Raw genomic sequence first — 19,837 nt, forward strand, 5'->3', positions numbered from 1 at the left:
CGCCCGCATGTCCGCCGTCACGCGCCTGTCCCCGGACTCCCCCCATACCCGCACGCCGCCCGTCGACGTGCGCGACGCGTTGCGCGTGCGGCTGGAAGAGGCCGCGCTCAATGCCACGGCGGTGCGCGCGCAGGTGCTCTACGACGGCTGGCTGGTGCGTTTCGCGCCGTCGTCCGCCAAACGGGTACGCAGCATCAATGTGCTGGGGTTATCCACACGTCCGCTCGATGAGCGGCTGGCGTATTGTTCAACGTTGTACGCGCGCCATGGCCTGCCCATGGTGCTGCGCCTGACCTCCCTCGGCCCCGATTTCGCCCTGGATGCCGAACTGGCGTCGCGGGGCTACCTCCTTACCGAAGAGACCCGAGTCATGAGCATGCCGCTCGCCCCCAGGCTGGCCGCCCGGGGCGATCTGCTTTTCAGGACAGTGGACGCTGCCCGCTTCGCGGCGGCGGTCGGACGCATGCGCGATTCCCGGCCCGAGCACATCGCCGAGCATCAGGCGCGTCTGGAGGGGCTGGCTGTGGATATCTTGCCGGTGCTGGCGTTCGACGCCGCCGGCGAATGCGTGGCGGGCGGCATGGCCGTGCGGGATGGCGATCTCGCGGGGCTGTTCGACATCGTGACGGACCCCGCGCAGCGGCGCAAGGGGCACGCCGCGATGTTGGTCGAACATCTGCTGGCCGTGTGCGTCGAAGACGGCGCCACCACGGCCTATCTGCAGGTGGAGCCGCAAAACACCGCCGCGCGCGCTTTGTATGGCCGCTACGGTTTCAAAGACTGTTATGCGTATTGGTACCGCCTGCCCGCCGAGCAGGCGGCCGCCTGAGCTTCGCTCGGGATACCAAAAACAGAAGGAAAGAGGATTTAACTATGGCCACCAAGAAACCCAAGGGATTGGGTCGCGGACTTGACGCTTTGCTGGGAGCCGACGCGCCCGCCATCGACAACATCGGCAAGGCCCCGGCCAAGCCCGAGGGTCTGCCGTCCACCCTGCCTGTTTCGAAGATGCGGGCCGGCAAGTATCAGCCGCGCACCCGCATGGACGAGGGCGCGTTGGGCGAGCTGGCCGAGTCGATTCGCACACAAGGCATCATGCAACCCATTCTTGTGCGCGCGCTGGGCGATGCGCCCGGCCATTACGAAATCATCGCGGGCGAACGCCGTTTCCGCGCCGCGCAGCTGGCCGGCCTGAAGGAAGTGCCGGTGCTGGTGCGCGAAGTCGCCGACGAAAACGCGGCCGTCATGGCGCTGATCGAGAACATCCAGCGCGAAGACCTGAACCCGCTGGAAGAGGCGCATGGCGTGCGCCGCCTGCTGGACGAATTCGGCCTGACCCACGAGCAGGCCGCCCAGGCCATCGGCCGCTCGCGCTCGGCCACCAGCAACCTGCTGCGCCTGTTGAACCTGGCTGCCGCGGTGCAGACCATGCTGCTGGCCGGCGACGTCGATATGGGCCATGCGCGCGCGCTGCTGGCGGTGGACGCGGCCACGCAGATCCAGCTGGCCAACCAGATCATCGCGCGCCGCCTGTCGGTGCGCGAAGCCGAAAAGCTGGTCGCCAAGACCGCCAAGGAAGCCGAGAGCGCCGCCTCGCCCAAGAAGAAGGCCAACGGCGTGTCGCGCGACCTGACGCGCCTGGAAGAGGCGCTGTCCGACCATCTGGGCACGCGCGTGGCGCTGAAGGTCGGCGCCAAGGAAAAGGGCCAGATCGTCATCGACTTCCATGGCTGGGAACACCTGAATTCGCTGCTGGAACGGCAGGGCCTGTCGGGAGTCGTCGATGCCTGAGCAGGCATTGCCGGTCGTCGCGGTCCTGGCCACCGGCGGCACCATCGCCGGCGCGCAGGCCGACGCCACTTCCGCCGGCTACAAGTCGGGCTCCTTCTCGGTGGGCGACCTGCTGGCCGCCGTGCCGCAGCTGTCGACGCTGGCCGACATCCGCGCCGAACAGGTCGCCAACGTCGGCAGCCAGAACATGACGCATGACGTCTGGCGCGCGTTGGCGCGCCGTGTCGATGCGCTGTGCGCCGATCCGTCGGTGGCCGGCATCGTCATCACGCATGGCACCGACACGCTTGAAGAGACCGCGTACTTTCTCAGCCTGGTGATCCAGCAGGACAAGCCGGTGGTGCTGGTGGGCGCGATGCGCCCGGCCACCGCGCTGGGCGCCGAAGGCCCGGCGAACCTGTACAACGCCGTGGCGCTGGCGCGCCATCCCGACGCGCGCGGCCGCGGGCCGCTGGTCGTCATGAACGAAGACGTGCACTACGCCCGCGAACTGCAGAAGATCGCCAGCGCCGGCATCAACGCCTTCGCCTCGCCCAATCGCGGTCGCGCCGGCGTGATGCATGGCGGCACGCCGTGCTTCTATTCGCGCAACACCACCACGCACACGACACAAAGCGAGTTTTCACTCGCATTGCTGGAAAAGGCCGGCTGGCCGCGCGTGGATATCGTTTATGCGCACGCCGACCTGCAAGGCGACGTCATCGATTTCATCGCGCGCCAGGCCGACGGCATCGTGCTGGCGGGCGTGGGTGACGGCAACGCCACCGACCTGGCCATCGACGCCTTGACCCGTGCCGCCGCCGACGGCGTCGCGGTGGCGCGGTCCAGCCGCACCGGCAGCGGCTTCGTCGCGCGCGACGTCGAGCTGGATGACGCGGCGCTGGGTTTCGTCGCCGCCGGCGACCTGAATCCGCAGAAGGCTCGCGTCCTGCTGATGCTGGCGCTGTGCGTCACGCGTGAACCCGCGGCGCTGCAGCGCTGCTTCGATCGCTACTGAGCGGGGCCCACGGCGGCATTCAACGGGGCTGTCCCCGCGATGCCGCCGCTACGGATTGGGCGGCGCGTCCGCGCCGTGCGCCAATCCCAGGCTGGTGCGCAGCATGTCGTAGACCTGCCGCGTCAGCGGATTGATCAGATCCCGCCTTATCCACAGGAAGTACGTCACGTCCGGCAAGGGCGGCAGGCCTTCCTTTTCCCCCAGCACCCGCATTTCCGGCGCCAGCAGTTCGACGCTGCGCGCCGTCACGCCCAGGCCCGCGCGCAGCGCGGCCTTGATGCCGACCAGGTTGGGCGCCACGTAGTTGGTGTGCCAGCGCACCTGCGCCTGTTCCAGCGCGGTCAGCGCCAGGCGGCGGAAGATGCTGGGCTCGTCGGCCAGCACCAGCGGCACCGGCGCGTTGATGTCGTGCACGTAGTCGGCCGAGGCCAGCCACACCGTGGGCGAGGTGCGCAGCGCCACGCCTTCGAATTCCTGGTCGAAGCGGGTCGAGATGGTCAGGTCCAGTTCGCCGGCCCGCAGCGCATCCATCAGGAACGGGCTGCGGTCGGTGCGGATCTCCAGTTTCACGCGCGGCGCCGAGCGCGCGATGTGGGTCAGCAGGGTCGGCAGGATGGTGTCGGCCACGTCCAGCGGCGCGCCCAGCCGCAGGTCGCCTTCCAGCGGCGCGTCCTGCAGCGCGCGCAGCGCTTCATCGTTGATGGCCAGCATGTGGCGCGCATATTCGACCAGGCGCCGTCCATGCGTGGATAAGGCCTTGTTGCGCCCCTGTTTCTCGAACAGCGGCAGGCCGATGGCCGCTTCCAGCCGCTGCATCTGCTGCGTCACCGCCGACTGGGTCTTGTGCAGCCGATTGGCCGCTTCCGAAAACGTTTCATGGCGCGCGATCGCGGTCAGCGTGCGCAGCAGGTCCAGATCGAGATTGCGCATGGGAGCGGTGGGTCCAAAGTATTAGCAATGCTTATGGAATATTAAGGCAAATTAAATTGTTGGCGCCTCTTTGCGGCGATACAGTGACTGCAATAACTCATGAAATAAGAGGGAAAGTCACTGTGAGCACCACGCACCCCCAGCAGCAGGGCATCGATAGCGCCATCGGAAATATTAAAAATACTTTAGGAAATAAGGGCCTGAACCGCGACAGCCTGAAGGCCGTGCTGGACGAGCTGATCGGCCTGGCCGGCCATACCGACTGGTGGGCCCAGGACCGCTACCCGGCGCCGGAAGAGGGCGAGCGCCAGGCGCGCTACCTGATCGGCGAAGACGCCGACAAGAGCTACGCGCTCTACCTGAACGTGATGCGCCCCGGCAAGCAGATCGTGCCGCACAACCACACCACCTGGGCCTGTATCGCCGCCGTGGAAGGCGTGGAATACAACTACGTCTACGACCGCACCGACGACGGCTCGGTGCCGGGCGTGGGCCACCTGGAAAAGACCGGCACCGTGGTGGTGGGGCCGGGCGCCGGCATCGCGCTGATGCCCGACGACATCCACGCCGTCGAGATCCAGGGCGACAGTGTCATCCGCCATTTGCACATGTATGGCCGCGCCCTCGAGACGCTGACCGAACGGCTCGCCTTCGACCTGGCGGCCGGCACCTGCAAAGTCATGCCGATCGGCGTGCAGACCCGCCGCTGACCATCATGAACAAGCCCCTGCGGCCCGCGACGCGCCTGCTGCGCGCCGGGCGTCCCCATGCCGGCTGGGTCAACACCCCGGTCACGCGCGCCAGCACGTTTGTGTTCGACAGCGTCGCGGCCTGGCGTGACACCCGCGCCCGCCGCGAACAGGAACGCCTGCCGTCGTACGGCGCGCGCGGCACCGACAGCACGCACGCGCTGGAAGACGCGCTGGTCGAGCTGGAGCAGGGCCATCGCGCGCAGCTGTATCCCACGGGGCAGGCCGCCATCGCCGTCGTGCTGCTGGCCTATCTGCGCGCCGGCGACCACGTGCTGGTGACCGACGCGGTCTATGAACCGGTGCGCCGTTTCTGCGCCGAGCACCTGGCGCGGCTGGGCATCGAATTCACCTTCTATCCGCCGGACGGCGCCGGCCTGGCGCAGCTGCTGCGCCCCAACACGCGCATGATCTATGCCGAGTCGCCCGGCTCGCTGACCTACGAGATGCCGGACCTGCGGCAGCTGGCCGACCTGGCGCGGCGCCACGATTGCTGGCTGGCTGTGGATAACACCTGGGCGTCGGGATTGCTGTGCCAGCCGCTGGCGCTGGGCGCGGATATCTCGATCCTCGCCGCCACCAAGTACCTGGGCGGCCACGCCGACGTGATGATGGGCGCGGTCGTGACCAATGCCCGCGCCTGGCGCGCGCTGGAACGCGCCAGCATCGACTTCGGCCAGACCGTCGGCGCGGACGACGCCTACCTAGTGCTGCGCGGCATGCGTTCGCTGCCGCTGCGCATGGCGCAGCACGCTCGCAGCGCCCTGCGCGTGGCGCAGTGGCTGCAGGGCAGGGCGGAAGTGGCGCGCGTGTTGTGCCCGGCCTTGCCCGACGATCCCGCGCATGCGGTCTGGCGGCGTGAATGCTCGGGCGCCAATGGCCTGTTGACGCTGGAATTCGCCGCCGGCATCGCCGACGCCGACATGGAGCGCGCCATCGACGCGCTGCGCCTGTTCGGCATCGGCGCCTCCTGGGGCGGCTTCGAAAGCCTGGTGATTCCCGTCAATCTGGCCAAGGCGCGCGCCCTGCCCGTCCCCGCGCACGGCGCCATGTTGCGCCTGCATATCGGCCTGGAGGATCCGGACGACCTGATCGCCGACCTCGAACAGGCATTCGACCAATTGCGGCCGAGCCTGAAGGCCCTGAACTCCCATTCCCCCGATTCCCTGCGGATTTAACGATGCATTCCCATTCCGACCTGAAACTGGCCGATATTGACTCGCACACCCTCAAGGGCTGGCTGCATGACGGCGGCGAGATTGCGCTGCTGGACGTGCGCGAGCATGGCCAGTACGGTGAGTCCCATCTGTTCTACGCGGCCCCCGTGCCGTTCAGCCGGCTCGAGGCCGACATCGCGCGCCTGGCGCCGCGCCGCGACGTGCGTCTGGTGGTCTACGACGAAGGCGGCGATGACGACGTCGCCGCGCGCGCGGCGACGGCCCTGCGCGCCCTGGGCTACACGCGGGTCTATCGCCTGGCCGGCGGCATCGCGCAATGGCAGCGCGATGGCTATGCCGCCTTCGCCGGCGTCAACGTGCCGAGCAAGACCTTCGGCGAACTGGCCGAAGAAGTTTTCCACACCCCGCGCATCAGCGCCGCCGAGCTGGCCGAGCGCCAGCGCCGCGGCGACGACCTGATCGTGCTGGATGGCCGGCCCTACGCCGAATACCAGAAGATGAGCATTCCCGGCGGCATCTGCTGCCCGAATGGCGAGCTGGCGTTGCGCGCCCACACGCTGGCGCGCGACCCCAACACCACCATCGTGATCAATTGCGCCGGCCGCACGCGCAGCATCATCGGCGCGCAGACGCTCATCAACCTGGGCGTGCCCAACCCCGTCTATGCGCTGGAGAACGGCACGCAGGGCTGGTATCTGGCGGACTTCAAGCTGGACCACGGCGCCAGCCGCCGCTACGACGACGCCGTTGCCGCCGCGGACCTGCCCGACCTGGCGCAGCGCTCGGCCGGCCTGGCCCGCCGTCATGGCGTGCCCGAGGTGAACGCCGCGCAGGTGCGTGAATGGCTGAACGACGCCAGCCGCAGCACCTTCCTGTGCGACGTGCGCAGCGCCGAGGAATTCGCGCGCGGCTCGCTGCCTGGCGCCCAGCATACGCCCGGCGGCCAGCTGGTCCAGGCCACCGACCAATACCTGGCGGTGCGCGGCGCGCGCATCGTGGTGTTCGATGGCGAAGGCGTGCGCGCGCCGGTGGTGGCCAGCTGGCTGCGCCAGATGGGCTGGGACGCGAGCGTGCTGCGGGAAGGCGTGGCCGCCGACCTGCAGGCGCCGGTCGCCCCGGCGGCGGAGCCGGCGTTGACGGTGCTCGACGACGCGGCGCTGGCCGCCGCGCTGGCACAAGGCGCGCAGCTGGTCGACATCCGTTCCAGCATGCGCTATCGCGCCCAGCACATCGACGGCGCGCGCTGGTCGGTGCGGCCGCGTTTCGCCGACCTGGCGCTGGATCCCGCGCGTCCGCTGGTGCTGCTGGCCGACGAACGCGCGCTGGCCGCGTGGGCCGCGGCGGATCTGCGCGCGCTCGGCGTGCGTGACGTCAAGGCCAACCTGGGCACGCCCGCGGGCTGGGCGGCGGCGGGCCTGGCGCTGGCGGCCACGCCGGCCGAACCGGCCGATGCCGATTGCATCGACTACCTGTTCTTCGTGCATGACCGCCACGACGGCAACAAGGCCGCGGCGCGTCAGTACCTTGCCTGGGAAACCAACCTGGTCAAGCAGATCGACGCGCGCGAGCGCGCCGCGTACCGCTTCCCGGCCGGGTGACCGCCGGGGCTGAATGACCCTCGCGGCCGCCACGGCGGCCGCGCCCAACGCTTCATCCGATCAGCACGCCCCGGCGCTTTCGCCGGCGGGGCGCGGACGGTTCATGGCGAACCGAAATGCAATGGACGGCCGAGCATCCGGCCGCCAACCACAAGGGGAAATACCGATGAACAAGCTCAACCTGCAGCACGCCTGCAAGACCGCCGCGGCCCTGGCCTGCCTGGCGTGGGGGATGAATGCCCACGCCCAGGCGCCGGCGCCATTGGCCGACTATCCCAAGCAGGCGATCACCGTGGTGTCGCCGTTCCCGCCCGGGGGCGGCAATGATGGCGTGGCGCGTCTCATCGCGCAGGAACTGGGCGCCCTCATCGGCCAGAGCGTGGTGGTGGAAAACCGCTCCGGCGCGGGCGGCAACGTCGGCACTTCGCAGGTCTCGCGCGCCAAGCCCGATGGCTACACGCTGGTGATGTCGCAGACCAGCGTCATGGCGGTCAATCCGCGCCTGTACAAGAACGTCGGCTTCGATCCGCTCAAGGATTTCGTGCCGATCTCGCAGATCACCTCGGCGCCGCTGGTGCTGGTGGCGCGCAGCGAAAGCGCCTACAAATCGCTGGGCGACTATCTGGATGCCGCGCGCAAGCAGCCGGGCGTCATCACCTACGCCACGCCCGGCAACGGCACCATGAGCCACCTGATGGGGGCGCTGCTGTCGCAGAAGGCCAACGTGAAGCTGGTGCACGTGCCGTACCGCGGCGCCGCGCCCGCCATTACCGACCTGATGGGCGGCACGGTCGACATGCTGATCACCTCGCCGGCCTCGGCCGAGCCGATGGTGGCGGCCGGCAAGCTGCGCATCCTGGCGCTCAGCCATGAAAACGGCATCGGCATCTTCAAGGGCGCGCCCACGCTCGGGCAGTCCGGCATGGACGGCATCACGGCCGACGACTGGTATGGTCTGTTCGCGCCGGCCGGCACGCCGCCCGAACGCGTCGCCTATCTGGCGCAGGCCGTGGCGCAGGCGATGAAATCGCCCAACGTCATCGCCAAGATCCAGGCCGGCGGCAGCCAGCCCGTGGGCAGCGCGCCCGACGCCTTCGGCAAGCGCCTGCAGCAGGACACCGCCTACTGGGCCGACATGGTGAAGGTGGCCGGCGTCTCGGTGGATTGAGGCCAGGCTACACCGCCAGCAGCTTGCCCACGGCGGCCTTCAGGGCCGCGTAGGCGGGCTGCTTCTGCGCATTGGTGTTGGTGATCAGGTGATCGATGCGGTTCACTTCGCAGTACGACACCCGGCTGCACAGGCCGATCTTGCTGAAGTCGGCCAGCAGGATGCGCTGCTTGGCGTTGGCCGCCATGGCGCGCGCCACCTCGGCTTCGCGCAGGTCGTAGCTGGTGGCGCCGCATTCGGCGTCCACGCCCACCGGCGACAGCAGCGCCACGTCGGCGCGGTAGCGGTGGATCTCGGCGATGGTGATGTCGCCGGCGGTGGCGCACACCGGCCCGCCGACCGAGCCGCCCAGCATGAGCAGTTCGTTGGCGCCGCTGCCCGCGGCGCCAACCTTGAGCGCCACGTCGAACGAATTGGTGATGATGGTCAGGCCGCTCAGCTTGGCCAGCTCGTCGGCCAGCATGCTGGTGGTGCTGCCGGCGTCCAGGAATAGCGTCTGGCCGCTCGTCACCAGGCCGGCGGCGGCGCGGGCGATGGCGCGCTTGTACTTGACGCGCGTGTGCACGCGCTCGGCGATCGGCGGTTCGCTGTGCACCGGCACCGCGCCGCCATGCACGCGGCGCAGTTCGCCCATCGCTTCCAGTTCCAGCAGGTCGCGCCGGACGGTCTCCCGCGATACCCCCAGTTCGCCGACGATACGGTCGGTCGATACCTGCTGCAGGGAAGACAGCAGGGCGCGGATTCTCTGATACCGCTCTTCTTGCCACATATCGGATGCTTCCTAATCTCTATTTGCGGCGCCGCGCCGGCAGCGCGATCAACGCGCGCATCGCCAGCAGCGAACCACCCACGACCAGCATGATAAGCGTCGAATAGGCCGCCGCCTGCGAGACGAACCCCGCTTCGTCCAGCCGCAGTACGGAAACCGGCGCGACGCTGACCGACGGCGTGACCAGGAAGATCACCGCCGACAGCGTCACCATGGACCGCATGAACAGGAAAAAGAACACGCCCAGCACCGTGGCGGCGATCTGCGGCAGCACCGCGTCGCGCAGCACCTGCAGGGTGCCGCCGCCCAGGCAGCTCACCGCTTCTTCCAGCGCCTGCGGCACCGCGCGCATGCCGGTCATCATCGTCAGAAAGCCCTGCGTGTGATAGTGGTAGAAGTTGCACAGCGCGATCAGCGCGGCGCTGCCATACAGCGCGTAGAGCGGGTTGGCGGGCGAGTTGAAGGCGAAGATATACGACAGCCCCAGCACCAGCCCCGGCACGCCCACCGGCAGCACCGACACCAGGTAGACCAGCTTGGCCCAGGCGCGCGGAATGCGGCAGACGCCGAAGGTCAGGAAGAACAGCAGCAGCACGCCGCCGGCCGCGGCCGCCAGCGACAGGTACAGCGACGTCCACAGCGGCGCATAGCCGCCGCTGACGGTGATGTCGTAATGCTTCAGGGTCCACTCCATCCGGTACGGCCACAGCCGCATGAAGCTGGCGAACACGACGGTGCCCACCGTCACCACGATGGTGCTGGCGCACAGCAGCACGCCCGCCGTGAACGCCAGGTCGCGGCCGCGCGCCGGCTGCGGCGTGACGCGCAGTCCGCTGGGCGAGGCGGCGCCGAACTGGCGTTGCGACGCCACCCGTTCGATCTGCACCGAGATCAACGAGGGCAGCAGCAGCAGGATGCCGACCACCGAGCCCATGCCGAAATTCATCTGGCCCGACACTTGGCTGTAGATCTCGGTGGCCAGCACGCGGTAGTTGCCGCCGATCACCGCGGCGTTGCCGAAGTCGGTGATGGTGATGACGAACACCACGAACGCCGCGCTCAGCAGGCCGAACTTGCAGTTGGGCAGCGTGATGTCGAAGAACTGCCGCAGGCTCGACGCGCCCATCACCTCGGCCGCGTCGTAATAGCGCGCATCGGTGTTGCGCAGCGCCGCCTGCAGGATCAGCACGGCCTGGGGCAGGGCATAGAACACGTTCGAGATCAGCAGGCCCCAGAAGCCGTAGATATCGAATTCCCACCCCGTCCAGCGATGCACCAGGCCGTTGCGGCCGAGCAGGAAGATCAGTCCCAACCCCTGCACCAGCGACGGCGCCAGCAGCGGCAGCACCAGCGCCAGCTTCACCAGCGCCTTGCCGCGCATGCGGCTGCGGTCCAGCCCGAAGGCGATGGCAAAGCCCAGCAACAGGCTGACGGCGGTGGTGGCCGCGCTCATCGTCAGGCTGTTGGCGGTGGCGGTCAGGATGCCGCGGGTGGCGAATACCTCGGCGTAGTTGCCCAGGCCGATGCCGCCGTCCTTTTCCACCAGGCTGCGCCAGCCGACCGTGGCCAGCGGATACAGGAAGAACAGCGCCAGTCCCGCCATCGGAATGCCGACGCAGGTCCATAGCAGCAGGCGATCCAGGGAGGCCGGCGAGCGGTTGGCGCGAGACGACGTGGCGGCGCCGATACGAACCGTGTTCATGCCTTGGCCTCCGCGCGTGCCGACGTGGCGGACGCAGTCATACGCGGACCCAGGCGCACTGTTCCGGCGCCATGTCCAGGCGCACCGGCGCGCCCTGCGACAAGCCCGCCGCGCCCTGCTGCTCGACCAGCAGCTCGCGGCCCTGCCACGCCACCCGCACGCGCGTCAGGTTGCCCATGAAGGTCATCTCGCGCACCCGCCCCGGCCCGCGCGCATCGGCGGCGATGCGCAGGCTTTCCGGCCGCAGGCAGGCCTCGAAACGCTCGCTGGCGCCATCGGGCCGGGTCGCCAGCAGTGCCGGCATGGCCTCGCGCACCCAGTCGGTCGGCAGCAGGTTGCTCAGGCCGACGAAGTTGGCGACGAAGCGCGTGCGCGGCCGCAGATACAAGTCGGACGGCGAACCCACCTGCTCGACGCGGCCGTCGTTCATGCACACGATCTTGTCGGCCAGCGTCAGCGCTTCCTCCTGGTCGTGCGTCACCATGATGGTCGGGATCTGCAGGCGGCGCTGCACCTCGTGGATCTCGGCGCGCATGTCGGTGCGCACGCGCGCATCCAGCGCCGACAGAGGTTCGTCCAGCAGGATCAGCGCCGGGTCCACCGCCAGCGCCCGCGCCAACGCGACGCGCTGCTGCTGGCCGCCGGATAGCTGGTGGGGATAACGCTGTGCATAATCCGGCAGCTTGATCAGCGCCAGCAATTCACGCACCCGCGCCTCGATGCGCTCGCGGCTCTCGCCGCGGATGCGCAGGCCGTAGCCGACGTTTTCGGCCACGGTCATGTTGGGAAACAGCGAATACGACTGGAACACGATGCCGAAGCCGCGCTTGCGCGCCGGCAGCGCCGACAGGTCGCGTCCGCCCAGCGTGATGGTGCCGCTGTCGAACGGCAGCAGGCCGGCGACGATGCGCAGCAGGGTGGTCTTGCCGCAGCCGCTGGGGCCCAGCAGGCAGACGAATTCGTGTTCGCCGACAGACAGGTCGATGCCTTCCAGCGCCACCGCGCCGTCGAAGGTCTTGCGGATCCCGCGCAATTCCAGGTACATGGCCACTCCGGGCGGTGGCGTGGCGGCCGGCGGCGCCGGCCGCGCGCGCCGTCAGCGTTTGATGGTGTCCTGCCAGGTCTTGATGGTGGCGTCGCGTTCCGCCGCCGATTTCTGGAAGTCCACGGGGTACAGCACGGCGGTCAGGTCCTTGGGCAGCCCGGCGGCCTCGGCCGCCTTGTTGGGGGCGGCGCCCGGAATCGTCACCAGTTCCTTGTACTTGCTGTACAGCCCGCCGGCCTGCGCCGACAGCGTCCAGTCGAGGAAGCGCTTGGCGTCCGCGGGATTCTTGGCGGTCTTCATCAGGCCCGAGGCTTCCAGCTCGTAGCCCACCCATTTCGACGGGATCACCATCTTCACCGGAAAGCCTTCCTCGATCGATTGCATCGCCGGGAACGCGAACGACACGCCGATCGCATACTCGCCGGCGCGCGCCATCTTGCAGGGGCGCGACCCCGACGGTGTGTACTGCGCCACGTTCTTGTCCAGGTCCTTGAGCAGCGCCCAGCCTTTCTCGGCGCCCAGGCCCTGCAGCAGCGCGACGATCTGCAGATAACCGGTGCCGGATGCGGCCGGGCTGGGGATGACGATCTCGCCCTTGTAGACCGGCTTGGCCAGATCCTCCCAGGAGGTCGGCATCGGCAGGTTCTTGGATTTGAGCCGGTCGGTGTTGACACAGAACGCGGCCACGTAGCCGGTGGCGGCGAACCACTTGTTGTCGGCGGCCTTGTATTGCGCCGGCAGCGCGTCGATGCCCTTGGCCGCATACGGCTCCAGCAGCTTCTGCAGGCGCGGGTCCAGCATGTTGCTGACGGCGAAGCCCCAGATCACGTCCTGCTGCGGATTGCCGGCCTCGGCGATCAGGCGCGCGCCCAGGTCGCCGGTGGACAGGCGCAGCACGTTCACCTTCACATCCGGCAGGGCGGCGTTGGCGGCCTTCAGGTAGGCCGCGATCTCGTCTTCCTCCAGCGCGGTGTAGACGGTGATGGCGCCGGCGTGGACGGCCTGGGCAAAACCTAGGGAAATTACTGCAACCACAAGACCAAGCTTCTTCTTACATTGCATGATGGAACTCCGGAAAGGAATACACGGCAACGGCGATGAGCTGCTTTTCTGCGGACGGCGGGGCGGTAAGGTTGCGCGAGGAAACGTTGCGTTTCCCGGGTTGCGTTTTTAGGTATATTTGCAAATTTGTGGCAACGTGTCTAGACTGGAAAAACCCGAATCGCATGGGTATTTCCGCGCCGCGCCACGCCTCGGAGCTCGTCATGCAAACTTCGCCGCCGCTTAATGCGCAGCAATTGGCCGCGTTTTCCTCGTTCGCCCAGACGCTGGCGGACCAGGTCCGGCCCTTGTCGCGCCAGTGGTTCCGCCACCCCCTGACGGTGGAGACCAAAGCGGATGAAAGTCCCGTCACCCGTGCCGACCGCGAGGTCGAGGAAGCGCTGCGCGCGGCCATCGCCCGCGAGTATCCGGATCACGGCATCTTCGGCGAGGAATACGGCGCCAGCCATGCGGAGGCCGAGTGGGTGTGGTCGCTCGATCCCATCGACGGCACCCGCGCCTTCATCTCCGGCAATCCCCTGTGGGGCACGCTGCTGGGCCTGCTGCACCGCGGCCGCCCGGTGCTGGGCCTGATCGACATTCCCATGATGGCCGAACGCTGGCTGGGCGTTGCCGGTTCGCCCGCGCGCCTGAATGGCGAACCCTGCCGCGCGCGCCAGTGCACCGGACTGGACCAGGCGATTCTCTACGCCACCTCGCCCGACATCTTCGAAGGCGCCGACCTGGACGCGTTCGAGGCGCTGGCGCGCTCGGTGCGCATGCGCCGCTATGGCGGCGATTGCTACAGCTATGGCCTGCTGGCCAGCGGCCATGTCGACCTGGTGGTCGAGGCCGGCCTGCAGCCGTATGACTATCTGGCGCTGATGCCCGTGATCGAAGGCGCGGGCGGCGTCATTACCGATTGGTCGGGGCAGCCGTTAGGCCTCGCGTCGCAGGGCCGCGTGATCGCGGCCGCCACGCCGCAGCTGCATCGCGAGGCGATGCGGATGCTGGGGGCGGCCGTGACCTGAAACATCGCGCCCCGCGACCCCGCACGTCAACGCAACGCTTCAGCCACGACAAGGTGAACGAGCCATGCATGCACTAGGGGTAGCAACGGTGGAAGACGCGGAGCGGCTGGTCCAGGCCAGCACGCTCTCGCATATCAAGATCGGCCTGTCCGACGTCGATGGCGTCATGCTGGGCAAGTATGTCAGGCGCGACAAATTCCTGGCCGCGCTGCGCGGCGGGCTGGCGTTCTGCGACGTGGTGTTCGGCTGGGACCTGGACGACCAGCTCTACGACAACACCAAGTACACCGGCTGGCACACGGCCTATCCCGATGCCAAGCTGCGCATCGTGCCCAGCACCTGCCGCCGGTTGCCGCTGGAGCAGGGGCCCGGCGGCGAGGACATGCTGCTGTTCCTGGCCGAGTTCGAAGGCCCCGCGGCCGACATCTGCCCGCGCCGCCTGCTGCACCGCACGCTGGACCGCGCCGCCGGCATGGGCTTCGAGGTCTACGCCGCGCTCGAATACGAGTTCTTCATGTTCCGCGAGACGCCGCACTCGGTGCGCGCCAAGCACTACCGCGACATGGAGAACTGGACCCCTGGCAACTTCGGCTACTCGGTGCTGCGCAGCACGGTGCAGGGCGATTTCTACCGCAAGCTGCTCGACATGTGCGAGCGCATGGACATGCCGATCGAGGGCCTGCATACCGAGACCGGTCCCGGCGTGCTGGAGGCGGCCATCGCGGTCGACCAGGCCGCCGCCGCCGGCGACAAGGCCTTCCTCTTCAAGACCTTCACCAAGGCGCTGGCGCAGCAGAACGGCCTGATGGCCACCTTCATGGCGAAGTGGTCGCACGATCATCCCGGCCAGAGCGGCCACATCCACCTGTCTCTGCGCGACCGCACCAGCGGCCGCTCGGCGTTCTACGACGAGTCGCGCCCGCACGGCATGAGCGCGACGCAGGAAGCCTTCATGGCCGGCGTGCAGCGCTACCTGCCCGAATTCATGGCGCTGTACGCGCAGACCATCAACAGCTATTCGCGCCTGGTGCCGGGCTACTGGGCGCCGCTGGACGCGACCTGGGGCATGGAGAACCGCACCACCGCATTGCGCCTCATCCCGGGCAGCGACAAGTCGCAGCGCGTCGAAGTGCGCATCGGCTCGGCCGACGCCAATCCGTACCTGGCGTTGTCCGCCGCGTTGGCGTCAGGCCTGCACGGCATCGAACAGGGTCTGAGACCCGAGCCGATGGTGCAGGGAAACGCCTACACGCAGCAGTTTCCCGACCACCTGCGCCTGCCCACCACGTTGTGGGAAGCGGCGCAGCGCCTGCGCCAGTCGGAGGCCGCGCGCGAGCTGTTCGGCGCCGCCTTCGTCGAACACTACGCCGCCACGCGCGAATGGGAAGAACGCCAGTTCCGGCGCCACGTCACCGATTGGGAGCTGGCGCGCTACTTCGAGATCATCTGAACACCGCCGCTTCACTCATCCACCACGCAAGCACAGGGTCGCCATGACGCAGGAACTCATCACCATCAGTCCCATCGACGGCCGCGAAGTCGTGCGCCGCCCCTACGCCAGCGAGGCGCAGGTCGCGCAGGCGCTGGCCGACGCGCAGGTCGCGCAGGGCGCGTGGCACGCGCTCGGCATCGAGCAGCGTGGCCGCATCCTGTCCGAGGCCGTGACGCGCTTTGTCGCGGGCAAGGCCGAGATCGCGCGCGCCATCACGATCCAGATGGGCCGTCCCCTGCGCTACACGCCGGGTGAAGTCGATGGCTTCGAAGCGCGCGCGCGCCACATGATCGGCATCGCCGCCGAAGCGCTGGCGCCGGTCCACGTGCCGGAGATCGCGGGCTTCACGCGCTTCATCAGCCGCGAGCCGATCGGCGTGGCGCTCACCATCGCGCCGTGGAACTATCCGCTGCTGACGGCGGTGAACAGCATCGTGCCGGCGCTGATGGCCGGCAACACCGTCATCCTCAAACACTCCGACCAGACGCCGCTGTGCGCCGAGCTCATCGGCCGCGCCTTCAGCGAGGCCGGCGTGCCGCATGGCGTGTTCCAGTACCTGCATGCGAACCATGACATCGCGCAGCGGCTGATCCGCGCGCCTGAAATCGGCTACGTGTCCTTCACCGGTTCGGTGCGCGGCGGCCAGAGCGTGGAGCAGGCCGCGGCCGGCCGCTTCATCGGCGTGGGCCTGGAGCTGGGCGGCAACGATCCCGCCTATGTGCGCGCCGACGCCAACCTGGCGCACGCGGTCGAGACGCTGGTCGACGGCGCCTTCTTCAACTCCGGCCAATCGTGCTGCGGCATCCAGCGCATCTACGTGGCGCGCGCACGCTACCAGGACTTCATCGATCGCGCCGCGGCGCTGACCCGCGAGTACGTGCTGGGCGATCCCTTGCGGCAAGACACCACGCTGGGTCCGGTGGTGCGCACGCGCGCCGCCGACGAGGTGCGCGAGGTCATCGCCGAGGCGGAATCGCGCGGCGCCCGCAACCTGGTCGATGCCGCGCGTTTCGACGCCGCGCGCGCCGGCACGCCGTACGTGGCGCCCGCGCTGCTGACGCAGGTCGACCACCGCATGCGCGTGATGAATGATGAATGCTTCGGCCCCGTGGTTGGCGTGATGCCCGTCGACAGCGATGAAGAGGCCGTGGCCCTGATGAACGACAGCCCCTATGGCCTGACCGCCGCCGTCTTCACGCAGGACGAAGACGCCGCCCTGCATCTCGGCCGCCAGTTGCGCACCGGCACCGTCTTCATGAACCGCTGCGACTACCTCGATCCCGCGCTGGCGTGGACCGGCGTCAAGCAAACCGGCCGCGGCGTTTCGTTGTCGCGCGTCGGCTACGAACAGCTCACCCAAGCCAAATCCTTCCATCTGCGCCGCACCGCCTGAACGCGCGACCAGGAGCCGACATGACTGTCCCCAGCGTCAACTGGAACTATCCCACCGCCATCAAGGCGGGCCCCGGCCGCATCAAGGAATTGCCCGACTGGTGCCGCGAACTCGGCATGGCGCGGCCCTTGCTGGTCACCGATCCCGGCCTGGCCGCGCTGCCCATGATCGCCGACGCGGTTCGCGGCTGCCGCCAGGCCGGACTCGAATGCGGCCTGTTCCACGAAGTGAAGGGCAACCCCACCGGTCGGAACGTGGACGATGGCGTGGCGCGTTATCGCGAAGGCCGCCACGATGGCGTCATCGCGTTCGGCGGCGGCTCGGCGCTGGACGCGGCCAAGGCCATCGCGCTGATGGCCGGGCAGAAGCGTCCGCTGTGGGATTTCGAGGACGTGGGCGACAACTACCTGCGCGTGAACGTCGCCGGCATGGCGCCGGTGGTGGCGGTGCCGACCACCGCGGGCACCGGTTCGGAAGTGGGGCGCGCCTCCGTCATCACCGACGAGGCGGCGCAGGTCAAGCGCATCATCTTCCACGCGCGCATGCTGCCCGCCATCGTGATTCTCGACCCCGAACTCACCGTCGGCCTGCCGCCGCGCATCACCGCGGCCACGGGCATGGATGCGCTGTCGCACAACCTCGAAGCCTACTGTTCGCCGTTCTTCCATCCGATGGCCGCCGGCATCGCGCTCGAAGGCATGCGCATCATCAAGGAATACCTGCCGCAGGCCGTGGCCGATGGCGCGGACCTGCAGGCTCGCCAGCAGATGCTGGTGGCCTCCAGCATGGGCGCCACCGCGTTCCAGCGCGGGCTGGGCGCGATGCACGCGCTGGCGCATCCGCTGGGGGCGCTGTACGACGCGCACCACGGCATGCTCAACGCCATCCTCATGCCCTATGTGCTCAAGGCCAACCAGCACGCGGTCGCGCCGCGGCTGCAGGCGCTGGCGCGCTACCTGGCCTTGCCTGACGACAGCCCCGGCGCCGTGCTCGACTGGGTGCTGGCGCTGCGCGAGACCGTCGGCATCCCGCACACCCTGGCCGACATCGGTATCGATGACGCCGAGGCCGAGCGGGTAGGGCGCATGGCGAGCGAGGATCCATCGGGCGGCACCAACCCCGTCGCCTACGCGCCGGACCAGTACGCTGAACTTTTTCGTGCAGCCGTTCGCGGAATCTTGTAAGCTTCGCCCCCTCTGCGCGGAAACGCGGCAGGAAGAGCAAAAGATTTGAATATTTTTCGTCCCAGGCGTTTGACAGCGGATTTGAAAGTGTTCATAATCTCAAGTTCTCCGCTGGAGGGGTGCCCGAGTGGTTAAAGGGGGCAGACTGTAAATCTGTTGGCCTTGCGCCTACGTTGGTTCGAATCCAACCTCCTCCACCAGAGACCCAAACCTGAATCCAGGCGATGTTTGCCTGGATTTTAAAATGTAGGCCTAGGGAACTGGGCGGCCTTCGCAACGAAGGCGGTAAGTTCTCCGGGCCTTGATTTTGAAAGTCTGGGAAAAGTAGTGAGGTGGTGAAAGGACAGCCGCGGGTGTAGCTCAATGGTAGAGCAGAAGCCTTCCAAGCTTACGACGAGGGTTCGATTCCCTTCACCCGCTCCAAGCAGTACACATGCCCATGTGGCTCAGTGGTAGAGCACTCCCTTGGTAAGGGAGAGGTCGCGCGTTCGATCCGCGCCATGGGCACCACAAATTCCAAAGTCTTATCTTCAGTCAGCAGCTTCAGTCAAAAGCGCAATCCAGGTCAGGAGTCAGCCATGGCAAAAGGCAAGTTTGAACGTACCAAGCCGCACGTGAACGTGGGTACGATTGGTCACGTTGACCACGGCAAAACGACGTTGACGGCGGCGATCACGACCGTTCTGTCGAGCAAGTTCGGCGGCGAAGCCAAGGGCTACGACCAGATCGACGCGGCTCCTGAAGAAAAGGCACGCGGCATCACGATCAACACGGCCCACGTCGAGTACGAAACGGAATCGCGCCACTACGCGCACGTTGACTGCCCGGGCCACGCTGACTACGTCAAGAACATGATCACGGGCGCCGCCCAGATGGACGGCGCGATCCTGGTCGTGTCGGCCGCTGACGGCCCGATGCCGCAAACGCGTGAACACATCCTGCTGAGCCGCCAGGTTGGCGTGCCGTACATCATCGTCTTCCTGAACAAGGCCGACATGGTTGACGACGCCGAGCTGCTCGAGCTGGTGGAAATGGAAGTTCGCGAACTGCTGAGCAAGTACGACTTCCCGGGCGACGACACCCCGATCGTGAAGGGTTCGGCCAAGCTGGCGCTGGAAGGCGACAAGGGCGAACTGGGCGAGCAAGCGATCCTGTCGCTGGCCCAAGCCCTGGACACCTACATCCCGACGCCCGAGCGTGCCGTTGACGGCGCGTTCCTGATGCCGGTTGAAGACGTGTTCTCGATCTCGGGTCGCGGCACCGTGGTGACCGGCCGTATCGAACGCGGCATCATCAAGGTCGGCGAAGAAATCGAAATCGTCGGTATCGTCCCGACGGTCAAGACGACCTGCACCGGCGTGGAAATGTTCCGCAAGCTGCTGGACCAAGGTCAAGCCGGCGACAACGTGGGCATCCTGCTGCGCGGCACCAAGCGTGAAGACGTCCAGCGCGGCCAGGTTCTGGCCAAGCCGGGCTCGATCACCCCGCACACGGACTTCACGTCCGAGGTGTACATCCTGTCCAAGGAAGAAGGCGGCCGCCACACCCCGTTCTTCAACGGCTATCGTCCCCAGTTCTACTTCCGCACGACGGACGTGACGGGCACGATCGACCTGCCGGCCGACAAGGAAATGGTTCTGCCGGGCGACAACGTGACGATGACCGTCAAGCTGCTGGCCCCGATCGCCATGGAAGAAGGTCTGCGTTTCGCCATCCGTGAAGGCGGTCGTACCGTCGGCGCCGGCGTCGTCGCCAAGATCCTGAAGTAA

General features: G+C 67.8%; 17 protein-coding genes and 3 tRNA genes. 15 read left to right on the forward strand and 5 right to left on the reverse strand.

Annotated features, from left to right (window positions below; translation table 11 throughout):
• Positions 1-7 precede the first annotated feature (7 nt).
• Genes AOZ53_RS20405 through AOZ53_RS20415 form a run of 3 tightly spaced genes read left to right on the forward strand, consistent with a single transcriptional unit; the run spans position 8 to position 2,788 of the window.
• Entirely contained in the window at positions 8-829 is an 822-nt protein-coding gene (locus AOZ53_RS20405; RefSeq protein WP_054477909.1) for a GNAT family N-acetyltransferase, read from the forward strand.
• A gap of 44 nt (positions 830-873) precedes the next feature.
• On the forward strand, positions 874-1,791 hold the full coding sequence (locus AOZ53_RS20410) for a ParB/RepB/Spo0J family partition protein (RefSeq protein WP_054430982.1): 918 nt from the start codon (positions 874-876) through the stop codon (positions 1,789-1,791).
• The gene (locus AOZ53_RS20415; protein WP_054489088.1) at positions 1,784-2,788 is read left to right on the forward strand and encodes an asparaginase; all 1,005 of its coding nucleotides are present in this window, start codon (positions 1,784-1,786) and stop codon (positions 2,786-2,788) included. The genes AOZ53_RS20410 and AOZ53_RS20415 overlap by 8 nt, the downstream gene beginning before the upstream one ends.
• A 48-nt stretch (positions 2,789-2,836) precedes the next feature.
• On the opposite strand, the gene AOZ53_RS20420 is transcribed toward AOZ53_RS20415, so the two are convergent.
• Positions 2,837-3,718, reverse strand: a complete 882-nt coding sequence (locus tag AOZ53_RS20420) for a LysR substrate-binding domain-containing protein (RefSeq protein WP_054430978.1) — start codon at positions 3,716-3,718, stop codon at positions 2,837-2,839.
• Between the two features lie 122 nt (positions 3,719-3,840).
• Here AOZ53_RS20420 and AOZ53_RS20425 point away from each other — a divergent pair, with 122 nt between their 5' ends.
• The 4 genes from AOZ53_RS20425 (at position 3,841) to AOZ53_RS20440 (ending at position 8,411) form a co-directional block, all read left to right on the forward strand.
• A complete protein-coding gene (locus AOZ53_RS20425; RefSeq protein WP_054430976.1) occupies positions 3,841-4,428 on the forward strand; it encodes a cysteine dioxygenase family protein in 588 nt (195 codons plus the stop codon).
• Between the two features lie 5 nt (positions 4,429-4,433).
• Positions 4,434-5,645 (forward strand): cystathionine beta-lyase, encoded by a 1,212-nt coding sequence (metC, locus tag AOZ53_RS20430; RefSeq protein WP_054489090.1) that lies wholly within the window; start codon positions 4,434-4,436, stop codon positions 5,643-5,645.
• A gap of 2 nt (positions 5,646-5,647) precedes the next feature.
• Entirely contained in the window at positions 5,648-7,243 is a 1,596-nt protein-coding gene (locus tag AOZ53_RS20435; RefSeq protein ID WP_054489092.1) for a rhodanese-like domain-containing protein, read from the forward strand.
• Between the two features lie 166 nt (positions 7,244-7,409).
• Positions 7,410-8,411, forward strand: coding sequence for a Bug family tripartite tricarboxylate transporter substrate binding protein (locus AOZ53_RS20440; RefSeq protein ID WP_054430969.1), 1,002 nt, complete (start codon positions 7,410-7,412; stop codon positions 8,409-8,411).
• A gap of 7 nt (positions 8,412-8,418) precedes the next feature.
• Here AOZ53_RS20440 and AOZ53_RS20445 read toward each other — a convergent pair whose 3' ends face one another.
• Genes AOZ53_RS20445 through AOZ53_RS20460 form a run of 4 tightly spaced genes read right to left on the reverse strand, consistent with a single transcriptional unit; the run spans position 8,419 to position 12,989 of the window.
• Complete coding sequence (locus tag AOZ53_RS20445; RefSeq protein ID WP_054430967.1) at positions 8,419-9,180, reverse strand: DeoR/GlpR family DNA-binding transcription regulator; 762 nt, start codon at positions 9,178-9,180, stop codon at positions 8,419-8,421.
• Positions 9,181-9,199: 19 nt separating this feature from the next.
• Entirely contained in the window at positions 9,200-10,882 is a 1,683-nt protein-coding gene (locus AOZ53_RS20450; protein ID WP_054430965.1) for an ABC transporter permease subunit, read from the reverse strand.
• Positions 10,883-10,919: 37 nt separating this feature from the next.
• A complete protein-coding gene (locus AOZ53_RS20455) occupies positions 10,920-11,927 on the reverse strand; it encodes an ABC transporter ATP-binding protein (RefSeq protein WP_054430963.1) in 1,008 nt (335 codons plus the stop codon).
• 51 nt (positions 11,928-11,978) lie between these two features.
• Complete coding sequence (locus AOZ53_RS20460) at positions 11,979-12,989, reverse strand: ABC transporter substrate-binding protein (protein ID WP_035359784.1); 1,011 nt, start codon at positions 12,987-12,989, stop codon at positions 11,979-11,981.
• Between the two features lie 203 nt (positions 12,990-13,192).
• Here AOZ53_RS20460 and hisN point away from each other — a divergent pair, with 203 nt between their 5' ends.
• The 8 genes from hisN (at position 13,193) to tuf (ending at position 19,837) form a co-directional block, all read left to right on the forward strand.
• Positions 13,193-13,999, forward strand: a complete 807-nt coding sequence (hisN, locus tag AOZ53_RS20465; protein WP_054489100.1) for a histidinol-phosphatase — start codon at positions 13,193-13,195, stop codon at positions 13,997-13,999.
• A 64-nt stretch (positions 14,000-14,063) separates the two neighbouring features.
• Positions 14,064-15,449, forward strand: a complete 1,386-nt coding sequence (locus tag AOZ53_RS20470) for a glutamine synthetase family protein (protein ID WP_054430960.1) — start codon at positions 14,064-14,066, stop codon at positions 15,447-15,449.
• Positions 15,450-15,492: 43 nt separating this feature from the next.
• Positions 15,493-16,884 (forward strand): aldehyde dehydrogenase family protein, encoded by a 1,392-nt coding sequence (locus AOZ53_RS20475; protein WP_054477921.1) that lies wholly within the window; start codon positions 15,493-15,495, stop codon positions 16,882-16,884.
• Positions 16,885-16,904: 20 nt separating this feature from the next.
• Entirely contained in the window at positions 16,905-18,068 is a 1,164-nt protein-coding gene (locus AOZ53_RS20480; protein WP_054489094.1) for an iron-containing alcohol dehydrogenase, read from the forward strand.
• A gap of 113 nt (positions 18,069-18,181) precedes the next feature.
• Positions 18,182-18,268: transfer RNA gene (locus tag AOZ53_RS20485), tRNA-Tyr, on the forward strand.
• Between the two features lie 149 nt (positions 18,269-18,417).
• Positions 18,418-18,491, forward strand: a tRNA-Gly gene (locus AOZ53_RS20490).
• Positions 18,492-18,503: 12 nt separating this feature from the next.
• Positions 18,504-18,578: transfer RNA gene (locus AOZ53_RS20495), tRNA-Thr, on the forward strand.
• Positions 18,579-18,646: 68 nt separating this feature from the next.
• A complete protein-coding gene (tuf, locus tag AOZ53_RS20500) occupies positions 18,647-19,837 on the forward strand; it encodes an elongation factor Tu (RefSeq protein ID WP_054430954.1) in 1,191 nt (396 codons plus the stop codon).

Source organism: Achromobacter sp. 2789STDY5608621 (assembly GCF_001299375.1).
In the GTDB taxonomy this organism is placed as follows: Bacteria; Pseudomonadota; Gammaproteobacteria; order Burkholderiales; family Burkholderiaceae_B; genus Achromobacter; species Achromobacter insuavis.